A 14,794-nucleotide genomic window follows, 5' to 3' on the forward strand; every position below is an offset into this window, starting at 1 on the left:
CCTCAGTCGGGCTGCGCAGCGGTCCACTCCACCAGCGCTTCCAGCGCCGGCCGCGCTGCGGGCGCATTGGGGTGGTTCACGAAACCGACCACCACGTAACGCGCGCCATTGACCGCATTCACATAACCGGCAATGCCCGTCACGTCCTTGAGCGTGCCGGTCTTGAGCTGGGCGTTGCCCCGCGCCGCGCTGCCGGGCGCACGGGCCATGCGGGCAGCGGTGCCGCTCACGCCGGCGATCGACAGGGAACCGGCGAACCGCTCGCCCTGCGGGTGGCGGCTGGCGTGACGCAACAGGTTGGCCAGGGCTTCGGGGGTGATGCGCTCTTCGCGCGACAGACCCGAACCGTTGTGCATCACGGGCATGGCACTGCGGATGCCGAAGGTGCGCTTCCACCAGTTTTCAATCACCTCGCGCGAGCGCTCGAATCGGGCCGGCCGCATGGGCACGAGCCGATCGGTCACGGAGCCTTGGGACATCACCGGTTGAGGTGCCGGCGCGGGCACCAGGCGGCCCAGCGTGAGGAACACCTGCTGCGCCATCACGTTGTTGCTCCACTGGTTCACGTCGGTGATGATGTCCGAGAGCGGCAGCGACGCGGCTTCGTGCAACAGCGTCGCATCCGGCGGTGTGAGGCCGGTCCGGGCGTGGCCGGTGATGGCGCCGCCGCTGGCGCGCCACAGCCCTTCCATGGCGCGGGTGGCGTAGCTGGCCGGGTCCTGGTAGGCCACGGGCCATTTGAGTTCACCGCAGCTCTGCGGGTAGCGCCCCTCGAACCGGATGGTGTTGGCGTCATCGAAGCGCGCCTGCAGGCCCCCGCGCCAATCGCCGCAGCCGGCGCCCACGCGCGCCAGCGGCACGGTCTCGCTGATCACGCGCGCCACGCCACTGGCGCCGTCGGGCTGGAAGGTCAGCACGACCGACTTGAAGTTGACCAGCAGCGCATCGGGCGTGGTGTTGTAGGGCCGCAAGGCTTCGCCGTCAAAAGCACCGGGGTCGGTGGCGGCGAGTTCGAAGGCGCTGTGGTCGAGCACGATGTCACCCAGCACCACGCGCACACCCTTGTCCTGCAGGGCGAAAAACGCGCTCTGGATGCGCTCGAGCACGAACTTCGGATCGCCATCCCCACGCACGTACAGGTTGCCGCGCAGCACGCCCTGGTCGATCGTGCCATCGGTGTAGAAGCGGGTGTTCCAGGTGTAGTCGGCGCCCAGCAGGTCGATGGCGGCATAGGTGGTCACCAGCTTCATCACCGAGGCCGGGTTCACCGGCACGCTGGCGCGAAAACGCAGCCGCTCTTCGGCCCGGCTGTCCACCGACACCACCAACGCCGACAGCGCACTGGGTGGCACGTGCGCACGCTTGAGGGCCGCCACCACGGTCGGGGGCAAGGCGCCATATTCGCCCGGCAGCTGGGCGCAGGCGGGCAGTGCCAGCATGGCCGGGATCAGCAGGACGAACAGGGAGCGGGCAAAAGACATGTGTTTCATTATGAAACGCGGTCCATCTCCCCAGCGAGCGGTCCTCGCCAATGGACCGCAGGCCTGACAGCCGGCACCCTGGCCGATAATCCTCCGATGCCCATTGCAACCCCGCCATCCCTGCGCCTGTTGGCCATCGAAACCAGCACCGATGCACTCTCGGTGGCCCTGGGTTCGGGCGAACCCGGCGGCGCGCTGTGGCAACGCAGCGGCCCAGGCGGGGCGCAGGCCTCCGGCTCGTTGCTGCCCATGGTGCGCAGCGTGCTGAACGAAGCGAACTGGTCGCTGGACACGCTCGCCGCGGTGGTGTTCGGGCGCGGGCCCGGCTCGTTCACCGGCTTGCGCACCGCCTGTTCGGTGGCCCAGGGCCTGGCCTATGGCGCACAAGGCCTCAGCCGCACCGGTGGCCTGCCGGTGCTGCCCGTGGACACCTTGCTGGCCCTGGCCGAGGAAGCGCGGCAGGCGCTGGTGGACGCGGGGCAGGGGGTGCCTGGTGTGATCGTGGCGCTGCTCGACGCCCGCATGGGCGAGGTCTACGTGGCGCCCTACGCCTGCCACGCCACCGGCCCTGCGGGTCTCGTGCCGCTGGCGCCGCCCCGCCTGTGCGCGCCCGCCGACCTGGAGGCCTACCTGCATGACCTGGCTCCAGGCGAACGCCTGCTCACCGGCAACGTGTTCGAATCCTGCGCCGCTGCGCTCACCGACCTTGCGGGCCAGCGCCATCCTGCCCTGCCCTCGGCCACCGCGCTGCTGCGCCTGGCACCGGGCCTGATCGCGGCGGGCCACACCGTGCCCGCGCAAGACGCCCTGCCCCTCTATGTGCGCGACAAAGTGGCTCAGACCACGGCGGAGCGCGAACGCATCCGACTGGCTGCGGAGGCAGGTGCATGACCACACCGATACATGCCGATGCCGCGGTGAAAGCCGCCCTGCCCGCCTGGACCAGCGGGCTCTGGCCCGCGCCCACCGAGCCGCTGGTGCAACCGCGCACGGCGTCCCGCCCTGAACGCCGGATCGTGTTCGAACCGATGCTCGAATCCGACCTGGACGCGGTGCAGGCCGTGGAGTCGCAGGCCTACGCGCATCCGTGGTCGCGCCGGCACTTTCACGACTCGCTCAAAGCCGGCTACCCGGCCATGCTGCTGCTGTCCGAGGCGTTGCCCGGCGAAGTGGCGCACCCACTGCGCGCCGACGGCCGCGTGCTGCTGGGCTACCTGGTGGCCATGCCGGGTGTGGACGAAGTGCACCTGCTCAACATCACCGTGGCCACCGCTCACCAGCGCCAGGGCTGGGCGCGCTTCATGCTCGACGCGCTGGCCCTGTGGTCACGCGGTCAGGGTGCGCAATGGTTGTGGCTGGAGGTGCGCCAGAGCAATGCGCCGGCACGCGGCCTTTACGAGCGCTGCGGCTTCGCGCAGGTGGGCTTGCGCAAGGGCTACTACCCGGCGGGTCAGTTCCAGCGTGAAGACGCCGTGGTGATGAGCCTCAACCTGGTGGCATCCGCCGCCGTGGAGGCCAACCGGTGAGCAACGCCCCCGACACCTCGTTCGTGCCCGAACTCGATGCCCGCCAGCGCGCCATGCTGGCCGAAATGGGGGTGCGGGTGTGGGCGCCCAAGACGCAAGCGCCGGCCCTGCCGAGCGCGGCAATGCCGGTCGCCCCACCGGCTGCCGCTGCATCAGTGGCTGCGCCTGCGCCTGTCGCACGGCCCGCCGCCACACACACCCCCGCGCCAGAACCCGCGCAACAGGCCGCACAGGCCAGCCCTGTGGCCACCATGGACTGGTCCGCGCTGCGCGAAGCCGTGGCCAGTTGCCAGGCCTGCGGGCTGTGCCAGGGCCGTACCCAGACGGTGTTCGGCGTGGGCGACGAAGAGGCCGACTGGATGGTGGTGGGCGAAGCCCCGGGCGAGAACGAGGACCTGCAGGGCGAACCCTTCGTGGGCGCGGCCGGCCAGCTGCTCGACAACATGCTCAAGGCCGTGGGCCGCAGTCGCACCGGCACTGGCGCGCAAGGCGCTTTCATTGCCAACGTGCTCAAGTGCCGCCCCCCCGCCAACCGCAACCCGCAACCCGACGAAGTGGCCCGTTGTGAGCCGTATCTGGCGCGGCAGGTGGCGCTGGTGAAGCCCAAGGTGATCGTGGCCATGGGTCGCTTTGCCGTGCAGGCGCTGCTCAAGACCAACGAGCCCATCGGCCGACTGCGCGGGCAAGTGCACCACTACGAAGGCGTGCCCGTGATCGTGACCTACCACCCGGCCTACCTGCTGCGCACCCCCACCGACAAGGGCAAAGCCTGGGCGGATTTGTGCCTGGCGATGGCGCAGTTGCCGGGCTGACAAGGGCCACAGCGATCCGGCGCCAGGCCGCCCCAAGCCGGATCAGCCCCCTCGGGGGGCAGCGACCCGAACAGCGGCGGAGCGTGGGGGCAACAACACAGATGCAATGGCCACCATGATCAGTGCAACCGCCGCCCAGTCCTGCCAGTGCAGCACCTCACCCAGCCACCAGGCGCCACTGAACACACCCAGCACCGGGATGAACATCACCGACAGGGTAGACGCCACCGGGGGCAGGTCGCGCGCCATCATGAGCCAGGCCACCTGCGCGAAGGCAAACACACCCAGCGCGTTGTAAATGATCGCACCCCAGATGGCCGGCGTGGGCGCCGCCCAGGCCGAGCGCTCGAACAGCACGGCGGCCGCGGTCATCCACAGCGTGGTGAAGAACGTCATCCAGAACGAGATGGCCAGTGTGGGCTGGGGCATGGTGGTTCGGCGCAGCATCTGCGTGCCCAATGCCCAGGCGGCGGCTGCGATCAGCATCATGGTCACGCCCAGCGGTTTGCCCGTGAGCTGGGTGACCTCGTGCCACAGCAGCAGCGTGACCCCCAGCGCTGCGGCCCCCACGCCGCCCCAGGCCCGCACGCCCAGCCGCTGCCCGAACCACCAGGCCCCGACGATGGCCGAGAACACCGGCATGGTGTAGCCCAGGATCGCCGCCCGACCGCTGGACAGGGTCTGGATGGCCAGCACCGCCAGCGTGTGCCAGACCAGCATGTTGAAGACGGTGAGCACGAACAGCTCGCGCCAGTGCTCGCGTCCGATGCGAAACGGCACGCGCCGCCACACCAGCACCATGCCCAGCACCGGCAGCCCGATCCACATGCTGATGGCGCGAAACGTGAGGGCGGGAAAACCGGTCACGCCGAACTTCATGATGGGCCAGTTGATGCCCCACACCAGGGTAAGAAGAACCAGAAGGACGAGCTGCTGACGAGAGAGGGCTTGCATGGGTGGCGATCTTAGTGGGAACCCTCCTCCGGTATGCGGGGCGGGGCGACATCAGGCGCCCACCTAAAATCCCTGCATGACTTTCCTCGACATGCTGCGCGGCGCCGAGCGCCAGAACCGCTCCCTGCTCTGCGTCGGCCTTGACCCGGACCCGGCGCGCTTTCCCTCCAGGTTCAAAGGCGATGCCAGCCGCATCTACGATTTTTGTGCCGCCATCGTCGAGGCCACGGCCGACACCGCCATCGCTTTCAAGCCGCAGATCGCCTACTTCGCCGCGCACCGCGCCGAAGAGCAGCTCGAGCGCCTCATGGAGCACATGCGCCGCGCCGCGCCGCAGGTGCCGGTGATCCTGGACGCCAAGCGCGGCGACATCGGCAGCACGGCGCAGCAGTACGCCATCGAGGCCTTCGAGCGCTACGGCGCCGACGCGGTGACGCTCTCGCCGTTCATGGGCTTCGACTCGGTGCAGCCCTACCTGCAGTACCACGGCAAGGGCGCGTTCCTCTTGTGCCGGACCTCCAACCCCGGGGGCGACGATCTGCAGAACCAGCGACTGGCGTCCGTGGAAGGTGCGCCGCTGCTCTACGAACACGTGGCCAGGCTCGCGCAAGGACCATGGAACCTCAACGGCCAGCTCGGCCTGGTGGTGGGCGCCACCTACCCGGCCGAGATCGAGCGTGTGCGTGAGATTGCGCCCACCTTGCCGTTGCTGATCCCCGGTGTGGGCGCACAAGGCGGCGACGCCGTGGCCACCGTGCGCGCTGGCTTGCGGGTGCAGGGCGACACGACCACGGGGCCGATCATCGTGAACTCGTCGCGCGCCATCCTGTATGCGTCCGATGGCGACGACTTCGCGGCAGCGGCGCGCCGGGTGGCGCTCAAAACCCGTGACGAATTGCAGGCCGCCGGTGCAGCGGGGCCCGCATGATCGATCTCTACACGGCGGCAACGCCCAACGGACACAAAGTGTCCATCGCGCTGGAAGAACTCGGGCTCCCGTACACGCTGAAGGTGCTTGACCTCTCCCAGGGTGAGCAGAAGACGCCGGCCTTCCTGGCGATCAATCCCAACGGTCGCATCCCGGCCATCGTCGACCACGGAATGGACGATTTCGCGGTGTTCGAGTCCGGCGCCTGCCTCGTTTACCTGGCCGAGAAAACCGGCCAGCTGATGCCCGCCGATGTGAAAGGCCGCTCGCTGGTGATGCAGTGGCTGATGTTCCAGATGGGCGGCATCGGCCCGATGATGGGCCAGGCCAATGTGTTCTTTCGGTACTTTCCCGAGAAGATCCCGTCGGTGATCGATCGCTACCAAGGCGAGAGCAAGCGCCTGTTCCGTGTGCTCGACGAACGCCTGAAAGACCACGAGTTCCTGGCTGGCGACTACTCCATTGCCGACATCGCGAACTGGGCCTGGGTGCGCACGCACCGGTGGTCGGGCGTGGACGTCGATGACTTGCCGAACCTCGTTCGCTGGCGCGACGCGATCCGCGCACGCCCGGCTGTGCAGCGCGGCATCGAGCGCCCGGCGTCCCGGGTGGACCTCACGCGAGATGGCGATGCCGGTGCTCAGCGGTTTGCCGAAGAAGCCCGCCGCATGGTGGAGATGGGCCAGAGCTTGAAGGGCTCTGCGCCATGAAGCTGTATGTCTCGCCCCGCGCGCCCAACCCCCGCCGGGTCCAGATGTTCCTGGTCGAGAAGTCCATCGAGGGCCTGGCGCTCGTCAACATCGACCTGAATGCTCAAGAGCACAAACAAGCCGCCTACCTGGCCAAAAGCCCGCTGGCACGCGTGCCCGCGCTGGAACTGGACGACGGCCGCGTGCTCACCGAAACCCGCGCCATCTGCACTTACCTGGAGGGCCTGCACCCCGAGCCCAACCTGATGGGGCGCGACGCGCAGGAACGCGCTTTCATCGAAATGGCGGACCGGCGCATGGAGTGGTACCTGATGCTGCCGCTGGCCAACGCCATCCGCCACACCCATCCCGGGCTGGCACCGCTGGAGCAGCCACAGTTCCCCGACTTCGGTCTGTCGCAACTGGCCAAGGCGAAGGAAACGGCGGTCTGGCTCGATGCGGAGTTGCAGCGCCAACCCTGGGTGGCCGGAGACCGCTTCACCATCGCCGACATCACCGCGTTCTGCACCGTGGAGTTCGGCAAGCTGATGCGGTTCAAGCCCGCCGATGCGGGTCTGCACGCGCTGCAGGCCTGGCGCGACACAGTGGCCGCACGGCCCAGCGCCGCGGCCTGAACGCGCCACTTCAACCCCAGGGGGTCGGGGCTTTTTCCAGCGAACGCTCCATGGCGGGCAGCCCGGTGAGTCCGGCTTCCAGCCGGGCGTGCAGGGCCTGCTGCCAGCCGACCACCCGGGGTGAGGCCGGGCCCGGCGGGGCCGAGGCCAGCAGAGCGTGCGCGGTCGTGAGGTCGTTGAGCTGACCCAGCAATTGCTGCGCGTCGGCCAGCGCGGCGGTGCTGCGCGCCACACGCTTGGGCGGCAGCACGCTGGCCAGAAACTCCTGTGCGTAGCGCAGCTTCTTCAGCGAAATGCGCAAGGCATGCCGCCCCTCGGGACCCATGCGACGCGCCGCCCTGGCCTGCTGCCGCAACGCGGCATGGCGTTCGCGCAAGCTGGCCTGCGCCCACGCCGCCAGACCTTGCCCGCCGGCGGTCTCGGCCTGCGGCCTGTCTGCGGGTCGCAGGCACAGCACCGCGCGGGTGAAGGCCAGCAGGCGCAGCGCATGTTCGCGGCTGCCCAGCGCATCCGCGGCGCGCTGCCAGGCCGCTCGCCGCTGGTCCTGCACCCAGCCCAGCAGCACCTGCGCCGAGGTGTCGGCCGCTCCCACCGGGTCCGGCTCGTCGGCCACCAGTTCGGGCAACCACTCGGTGGCGAACACGTCCCAGTTGCGCGCGTCGCCCAATTGGTTGGTCAACACCTTCCACTCGGCCGACCAGTGCGCGGCAAAGCGGGCCGGCAGGTGTGCGCGAAAGATGCGCAGGCCGGTGCGCATCCGCCGCAGTGCCACACGCGCCTGGTGCACGAACTCAGGGTCGGGCAGCGCGCCCTCGGCGCTCGGCAGCAGCACACCGGCCTCGTTGGCCTGCAGGTGGGTCAGGCAACTCAGGGCCGCCGCGCGAAAAGCCTGCACCGGGTGCATGCCTGCCTGCAACTGCAGCACCGTCGCCTTCACCGGCTGCATCCGCTCGCCCATGAAGAGCGCGTAACCACGTTCGGCCTTGCTTCGGTTGGCCGGCAACAGGCGCAGCGCGCTGGACGCCTGCCCCCGTGGGCCAAGCGCCAGCGTGTGGGCCAGATCGAGCAGAGCGTCCACGGGGCCTTCGAGCAACTCGAGTTCCAGTTCAAGAATGGGCTGGCGGTGGTTGCCCTGCGCGGTGCCGGTGCCGATGAAACCCTGGTCCAGGGCCACTTCCACCTGGGCCAGACCGTGCTGCAGCACCCAGCTGCGCCGGGTGAAGTCGGTGCGAAACACCGGCACCAGTTGCCATGCCACGCTGGCCAGTTGCGCGGCCAGCGCCGGATCGCTCACCAGCGAGGCGAAGTCGAATGCGCCCGGCTGGGTGGGCGCTTCCCACTCACCGCGCTGCGACAAGCCCCCCACCGACTGCCCGGCGGTCTTCACCGTGAGCAGCGTCTGGCGCCCCACGCGGCGTTCGCGCACGGCCATGCGCCGCTCGCGCAGCGCCAGGGTGGAGGTGTCGAAGTAGGTGTTGAACAAACGCTCACGCCGTGCCGGCTGTGCCTTGAGAAGGGGGTGCCTCAGCAGATCCGCCAGGTCTTGCGGATGCACTTCGAGCTTGAGTTCGGTTTCTTGAGACAAGGAAATACCCGGTGAAGAAGCATGTGCTTGGAGGTGCGAGTCTGCCAGCCTGCGGTCGTTCGATGATCGGCACCCGCACCGCGACGGCCGCGCAGATGTAACTACTCGTGCGGCAAGGCAACGAAGTAGACTGTTCTCGACCCCACAACACAGGAGATCTGCACCATGAATGCAACGCGCAGCACTCTATGGGCTTTCGCTGGCCTGAGCCTGGCGATGGCTCTCTCGGCCGCCCCCGCGCTGGCCGAAAAACCCGACCATGCCGGCGGCGGCAAGAACAAGTGGGAAAAATCCGACCGCGGCGGCAAGAGCAGCAAAGGCGATCGCGACGCCCAGCCGCGCCACACCCAACAAGCCTCGGGCGATCGCTCGTCGACCAACGTCGCGGTGCAGATCAACATCGGCGGCTATTTCCAGGACAGCCAGCGCGTGGCGGTGCGCGAGTACTACGAGCCGCGCTTTCGCGCCGGCAACTGCCCGCCGGGTCTGGCCAAGAAAAACAACGGCTGCATGCCCCCGGGCCAAGCCAAGAAGTGGCGCAAGGGCTACCGCCTGCCGTCCGACGTGGTCTATTACGCCGTGCCCAACGAGATTTCCATCCGCCTGGGCGCGCCGCCAGCGGGTCACAAATACGTGCGCGTGGCGGCCGACATCCTGCTGATCGCCGTGGGCACCAGCATGGTGGTCGATGCGATCGAAGACCTGAGCCGACTCTGAGCGCAACACCATGACGCGAACGACCGTGCTTTCCCTGGCGCTGGTCGCAGCGTCATGGGCCGTGGCGGGCCATGCCCAGGTGGCCGAGCCGGTGGCGCTTGAGGCCAGCCGCGACTACCTGCTCGGCGCCTCGCTCTCCAGCGGACGCGACCCCTTCGGCACCAGCGAGCAACGCCTGGGTCTGCGCCCGATCTGGGCCTTCCAGCTCGGGCGTTTCCGCTTTGCCACCTCAGGCGCCAGCGCCTTGCTCGCGCAGGGTCGCGAATCGGTGGACAGCGGCGTGAGCACGGTGCTCACCCGCAGCGACCGTGTGTCGCTGAGCACGTCCCTGTCCATTGACGAGGGCCGCTCGTGGAAGGATGACCCGGTGTATGGCGGCCTGCCCCGCGTGCGCGACACGGTGCGCGGGCGCGTCACGGCTGGTGTCACGCTGAGCCCACGCTGGAGCGCATCGCTGCGCGCCTCGCAAGACCTGCTGGGCCGCGACGGTGGCTTGCGGCTCGACACAGGCCTGAACTACCGCCACCCCATCTCGCCGCAAACGCACTGGGATCTGTCCATCGGCGCAGGCTGGGCCAATGGCACCTACCGACAAACCCATTACGGCATCGCGCTCGACGCGGCCGCAGCCACCGGCTTGCAGGCCTACGCACTGGGGTCGGGGTTCGACGGCGTCTCGCTGGGCTGGCGCATCACCTCGGCGCTGAGCAAGCGCTGGGTGGCTTACGGCGGATTGAGCGTGTACCAGTTGCAAGGCGCGGTGGCCCGCAGCCCCTTGGCCACGCGCACCACCACCTATGGCGCCTCTGTAGGACTGGCCTACCGCAACAAGTGACGCGTCACGCGGCCTGCGGCAGCGTCAGCAGGCGCTTGAGGTAATGCCCGGTGTGACTGCCTGCGTGCGCAGCAATGGTCTCGGGCGTGCCCTGTGCCACCACCGTCCCACCGCCTGAACCGCCCTCGGGGCCCATGTCGATCACCCAGTCGGCGGTCTTGATGACGTCCAGGTTGTGTTCGATCACCACGATGGTGTTGCCCGCGTCGCGCAGCTGGTGCAACACCTGCAGCAGCAGTTCGATGTCGGCGAAGTGCAGGCCGGTGGTGGGTTCGTCGAGGATGTAGAGCGTGCGGCCGGTGTCGCGCTTGGAGAGCTCCAGCGCGAGCTTGACGCGCTGCGCCTCGCCGCCCGAGAGCGTGGTCGCGCTCTGGCCGAGCTGGATGTACGACAGACCCACGTCGAGCAGCGTCTGCAGTTTGCGGTGCAGCGTGGGCACGGCGATGAAGAAGGCGTGGGCCTGCTCCACCGTCATGTCCAGGATCTGCGCGATGTTCCTGCCCTTGTACTGCACGTCCAGCGTCTCGCGGTTGTAGCGCTGGCCGCCACACACCTCACAAGGCACGTACACGTCGGGCAAGAAGTGCATCTCGACCTTCACCACGCCGTCGCCCTGGCAGGCTTCGCAGCGCCCCCCGGCCACGTTGAAGCTGAAGCGGCCCGGGCCATAGCCCCGCTCGCGCGAAGTGGGCACCTCGGCCATGAGTTCGCGGATGCCGGTGAACAGGCCCGTGTAGGTCGCCGGGTTGCTGCGCGGCGTGCGGCCAATGGGTGACTGGTCGACGTTGATGACCTTGTCGAAATGTTCGATGCCTTCAATGGCTTCGTGCGCGGCGGGCTCGTCGTGCGAGCGGTAGAGCGTGCGCGCCACGGCGGCGTAGAGCGTGTCGTTGACCAGCGTCGACTTGCCTGAACCAGATACACCCGTGACACAGGTGAGCAAGCCGACCGGGAAAGCCGCGCTCACGCCTTTGAGGTTGTGACCGGTGGCGTTGACCACGCGAATCTCCTGCAGCTCGCCGAGCGTGGCCTGGTGCGCGGCCTCGCGCGCGGCGCGGCGCTCCGCCGCCGGGCTGGGGGCGAAGCGCGGTTTGAAAGCAGCGGCCTTGGCTGCGGCGGCGCTCTTGACCACCGGCAACCATGGCGTGCGCCGCGCCGGCACGGCGATGCTGCGCGCGCCGCTGAGGTACTGGCCGGTGAGCGAACCCGGCGTGGCCATGACGGCGGCGCAGGTGCCCTGCGCCATCACCCGCCCGCCATGCACGCCGGCGCCGGGGCCCATGTCGATCACGTGGTCGGCGGTGCGGATCATGTCCTCGTCGTGCTCGACCACCAGCACCGTGTTGCCCAGGTCGCGCAGATGTTGCAGCGTGGCAATCAGGCGGTCGTTGTCGCGCTGGTGCAGGCCGATGCTGGGCTCGTCAAGCACGTACATCACGCCGGTCAGGCCGCTGCCGATCTGACTGGCCAGGCGGATGCGCTGGGCCTCGCCGCCCGAGAGCGTGTCGGCGCTGCGGTCCAGGCTGAGGTAGTTCAGGCCCACGTCGTTCAGGAACTTCAGGCGCTGGCGGATTTCGTTGATCACACGTGCGGCGATGTCGCCCTTGGTGCCGCGCAACTCCAGCTTCAGGAAATAGGCCAGGGCTTCGCCGAGCGTGACGTGGCTGATCTTGTAGATGGGCTGCCTCTGCTCGCCTTCGCCCACGAACACGTGGCGCGCCTCGCGCCTCAGTCGCGAACCACCGCAGTCGGGGCAGGGCTGCACCGCGCGGTAGCGGGCCAATTCCTCGCGCACGGCCGCGCTGTCCGTCTCGCGGTAGCGGCGTTCGAAGTTGCGGATGATGCCTTCGAAGGGATGCTTCTTGCTGATCTTCTTGCCCGCGCGCTCGCCCGATTCGAGCGCGTAGCTGAACTTGATCTCCTCTTCGCCCGAGCCATAGAGCAGGGCCTGTTGAACAGACTCATTCAAGGAATCCCAGGGCGCTTCGGCGTCGAACTTGTAGTGCGCGGCCAGGCTCTCGATCATGGCGAAGTAGTAGCCGTTGCGGCGGTCCCAGCCCTTGATGGCGCCACTGGCCAGGCTGAGCGTGGGAAACGCGACCACACGCGCCGGGTCGAAGAACTCGGTGTGGCCCAGGCCGTCGCAGGTGGGGCAGGCACCCATGGGCGAATTGAACGAGAACAGGCGCGGTTCCAGCTCACCCACGGTGTAACTGCACAGCGGGCAGGCGAACTTGGCCGAAAAAGCCGTTTCCACACCGGTGTCCATGTCCACGGCGAGCGCACGGCCGTCGGCCAGGCGCAGCGCCGCTTCGAAGCTCTCCGCCAGCCGCTGCCGAAGCGGGTTCACACCCTCCTCTTCACCATCGGAGCGCACCTTGATGCGGTCGATCACCACATCGATGTTGTGCTTTTCGGTCTTCTTCAGCGCCGGCAGGGCGTCGAAGTCGAGCACGGTCTGGTTGATGCGAAAGCGCACATAGCCTTGCGCCTGCATGTCGGCAAACAAATCGGTGAACTCGCCCTTCTTCTCGCGCGCCACCGGCGCCACGATCATCAGGCGTGTGCCCTCGGGCAGGGCCAGCACAGCGTCCACCATCTGCGCCACGCTTTGCGAGGCCAGCGGCAGATCGTGATCGGGGCAATGCGGCGTGCCGGCACGGGCGAACAGCAGGCGCAGGTAGTCGTGGATCTCGGTGACCGTGCCCACGGTGGAGCGCGGGTTGTGACTGGTGGCCTTTTGTTCGATGGCGATGGCTGGCGACAGGCCTTCGATCAGATCCACGTCGGGCTTGTCCATGAGCTGAAGGAACTGGCGCGCATAGGCCGAGAGGCTCTCCACATAGCGGCGCTGGCCCTCGGCGTACAGCGTGTCGAACGCCAGGCTCGACTTGCCCGAGCCCGACAGACCCGTGATCACCACCAGCGAATGCTTGGGGATGTCGAGGTCGATGTTCTTGAGGTTGTGCGTGCGCGCGCCTCGCACCGAAAGATAGGGGCTGGCGTGGCGCAGGTGGGCACCGGCGATGCGGTTCAACAGCGCTTGTTCGTCGGGCTCCACCGGCGCATCGGCGCCGGTCAAACTCGGCAGATTCAGGTCCGGAGGCAGGTTCTGGTTCAAGGCGCGGCGAGGGTGTTCAGGGCAACCCGACATGATAAGCCGCCCCGGGTTTTCGCGCCGGGCCGACCGGCCTCGGCAGACCTTTCGCGCACAATACCGTTTTTGCCTGCCCAGCCTTGTCCACTCTCAGCACCGCCCCCTCCGACACCCCCGCCCCCCGGGCGGCGGCTGCACGCATGACACCGACCGAGCGGCGCACCAGCGGTGCCCTGGCGTCCATCTACGCGCTGCGCATGCTGGGGCTGTTCCTGGTGCTGCCGGTGTTCGTGCTGCAGGCCCACACCTACCCCGGCGGCGATGACCCCGCGCTGGTCGGTCTGGCCATGGGCATCTACGGCCTCACCCAGGCCCTGCTGCAGGTGCCGTTCGGCATTGCCTCCGACCGCCTCGGCCGCAAACCCGTGATCCAGGCCGGCCTGGCGCTGTTCGTGTTGGGCAGCTTGATCGCCGCCTGGGCGCCCACCATGGTCTGGCTGGTGGTCGGCCGCGCCCTGCAAGGCTCCGGCGCCATCTCGGCCGCCATCACCGCCCTGCTGGCCGACCTCACCCGCGACGAGGTGCGCACCAAGTCCATGGCCTTGGTCGGCATCAGCATCGCGCTCATGTTCGCGCTGTCGCTGGTGCTGGCGCCGCTGCTCGTGCCCCTCATCGGCCTGTCGGGCCTGTTCGCGCTCACCGCGGTGCTGGCCACCATCGGCATGGCGGTGGTGGCCTGGGTGGTACCTCCCGAGCCGCCGCAGCAGCACGTGCAGAACCGCCGCGGCTTGCGCGAGGTGCTCGCCAACGTGGAGCTGCTTCGCGTGGACCTCGGCGTGTTCGTGCTGCACGCAGTGCAGATCGCCATGTGGATGTCGGTGCCGGCCTTGCTGATCGAGTCGGGCCTGGCCACTCCCGACCACTGGAAGATCTACCTGCCTGCGGTGCTGGTGTCGCTGCTGATCATGGGCGGGCTGCTGTTTCGCCTGGAGCGCATGGGCTACTTCCGGCAGGTTTACCTGGGCTCCATCGCGCTCATTGTGCTGGCGCAGCTCGGTTTCTGGCTCAACCTGCAATCGCCCTCGCTGTGGATGGTGGGCGCGCTGCTGTGCGTGTACTTCGTGGGATTCAACACCCAGGAAGCGAGCCAGCCCAGCCTGGTGTCTCGCCTGGCCGCACCGCGCCAGCGCGGGGCGGCGCTGGGCGTCTACAACACGCTGATGTCGCTGGGCATTTTTGCTGGCGGCAGCCTGGGCGGCCTGGTCATCAAGACCTGGGGCAGCACCGGCATCTTTTTCGGCAGCATCGGCTTGATGCTGCTGTGGATGGCGCTGGCCTGGCCGATGCGTGCAGCAAGCAAAAACTGAGGAGCGTGGGGGGCCACACCTGTCCGGCGCAGGGCCGCCCCAAGCCGGATCAGCCCCCCCTGGGGGGCAGCGACCCGCGCAGCGGCGGAGCGTGGGGGCCACACCTGTCCGGCGCAGGGCCGCCCCAAGCCGGATCAGCCCCCCCTGGGGGGCAGCGACCCGCGCAGC

The 14,794-nt window shown here is 68.5% G+C and carries 13 protein-coding genes; 9 read left to right on the forward strand and 4 right to left on the reverse strand.

The features are described from left to right. Positions 1 to 2 precede the first annotated feature (2 nt). Positions 3 to 1,481, reverse strand: a complete 1,479-nt coding sequence (dacB, locus tag ASE11_RS08140; protein WP_056269073.1) for a D-alanyl-D-alanine carboxypeptidase/D-alanyl-D-alanine-endopeptidase — start codon at positions 1,479 to 1,481, stop codon at positions 3 to 5. A 96-nt stretch (positions 1,482 to 1,577) separates the two neighbouring features. Between dacB and tsaB the strand changes: the two genes are divergently transcribed. From tsaB to ASE11_RS08155, 3 genes are all read left to right on the forward strand, one after another. Then, positions 1,578 to 2,372, forward strand: coding sequence for a tRNA (adenosine(37)-N6)-threonylcarbamoyltransferase complex dimerization subunit type 1 TsaB (gene tsaB, locus ASE11_RS08145; RefSeq protein WP_235501225.1), 795 nt, complete (start codon positions 1,578 to 1,580; stop codon positions 2,370 to 2,372). Between the two features lie 137 nt (positions 2,373 to 2,509). Further along, entirely contained in the window at positions 2,510 to 3,007 is a 498-nt protein-coding gene (gene rimI, locus ASE11_RS08150; protein ID WP_056269114.1) for a ribosomal protein S18-alanine N-acetyltransferase, read from the forward strand. A 53-nt stretch (positions 3,008 to 3,060) separates the two neighbouring features. Further along, complete coding sequence (locus ASE11_RS08155) at positions 3,061 to 3,819, forward strand: uracil-DNA glycosylase (RefSeq protein ID WP_056269116.1); 759 nt, start codon at positions 3,061 to 3,063, stop codon at positions 3,817 to 3,819. A gap of 42 nt (positions 3,820 to 3,861) precedes the next feature. Here ASE11_RS08155 and ASE11_RS08160 read toward each other — a convergent pair whose 3' ends face one another. Next, positions 3,862 to 4,773, reverse strand: coding sequence for a DMT family transporter (locus ASE11_RS08160; RefSeq protein ID WP_056269075.1), 912 nt, complete (start codon positions 4,771 to 4,773; stop codon positions 3,862 to 3,864). Between the two features lie 76 nt (positions 4,774 to 4,849). Here ASE11_RS08160 and pyrF point away from each other — a divergent pair, with 76 nt between their 5' ends. Genes pyrF through ASE11_RS08175 form a run of 3 tightly spaced genes read left to right on the forward strand, consistent with a single transcriptional unit; the run spans position 4,850 to position 7,025 of the window. Beyond that, positions 4,850 to 5,701, forward strand: a complete 852-nt coding sequence (pyrF, locus tag ASE11_RS08165) for an orotidine-5'-phosphate decarboxylase (protein ID WP_200959330.1) — start codon at positions 4,850 to 4,852, stop codon at positions 5,699 to 5,701. Next, positions 5,698 to 6,411: a glutathione S-transferase family protein gene (locus ASE11_RS08170; RefSeq protein WP_056269077.1), complete on the forward strand. Its 714-nt coding sequence runs from the start codon at positions 5,698 to 5,700 to the stop codon at positions 6,409 to 6,411. Before pyrF ends, ASE11_RS08170 begins: the two co-directional genes overlap by 4 nt. After that, complete coding sequence (locus ASE11_RS08175; RefSeq protein WP_056269078.1) at positions 6,408 to 7,025, forward strand: glutathione S-transferase family protein; 618 nt, start codon at positions 6,408 to 6,410, stop codon at positions 7,023 to 7,025. The genes ASE11_RS08170 and ASE11_RS08175 overlap by 4 nt, the downstream gene beginning before the upstream one ends. Positions 7,026 to 7,035: 10 nt before the next feature. On the opposite strand, the gene ASE11_RS08180 is transcribed toward ASE11_RS08175, so the two are convergent. Beyond that, positions 7,036 to 8,610, reverse strand: coding sequence for a CYTH and CHAD domain-containing protein (locus tag ASE11_RS08180; RefSeq protein ID WP_056269080.1), 1,575 nt, complete (start codon positions 8,608 to 8,610; stop codon positions 7,036 to 7,038). Positions 8,611 to 8,775: 165 nt separating this feature from the next. On the opposite strand from ASE11_RS08180, the gene ASE11_RS08185 reads away from it, so the two are divergent. Together ASE11_RS08185 and ASE11_RS08190 are read left to right on the forward strand one after the other, a co-directional pair. Then, complete coding sequence (locus ASE11_RS08185; RefSeq protein ID WP_056269082.1) at positions 8,776 to 9,327, forward strand: hypothetical protein; 552 nt, start codon at positions 8,776 to 8,778, stop codon at positions 9,325 to 9,327. Positions 9,328 to 9,337: 10 nt separating this feature from the next. Further along, positions 9,338 to 10,162, forward strand: coding sequence for a MipA/OmpV family protein (locus ASE11_RS08190; protein ID WP_056269085.1), 825 nt, complete (start codon positions 9,338 to 9,340; stop codon positions 10,160 to 10,162). Between the two features lie 4 nt (positions 10,163 to 10,166). Here ASE11_RS08190 and uvrA read toward each other — a convergent pair whose 3' ends face one another. Further along, positions 10,167 to 13,316: an excinuclease ABC subunit UvrA gene (gene uvrA / locus ASE11_RS08195; RefSeq protein ID WP_056269086.1), complete on the reverse strand. Its 3,150-nt coding sequence runs from the start codon at positions 13,314 to 13,316 to the stop codon at positions 10,167 to 10,169. A 143-nt stretch (positions 13,317 to 13,459) separates the two neighbouring features. On the opposite strand from uvrA, the gene ASE11_RS08200 reads away from it, so the two are divergent. Then, complete coding sequence (locus ASE11_RS08200; RefSeq protein WP_056269088.1) at positions 13,460 to 14,626, forward strand: MFS transporter; 1,167 nt, start codon at positions 13,460 to 13,462, stop codon at positions 14,624 to 14,626. Positions 14,627 to 14,794 lie beyond the last annotated feature (168 nt).

This window comes from Hydrogenophaga sp. Root209 (assembly GCF_001428625.1).
Classification (GTDB): Bacteria; Pseudomonadota; Gammaproteobacteria; order Burkholderiales; family Burkholderiaceae_C; genus Hydrogenophaga.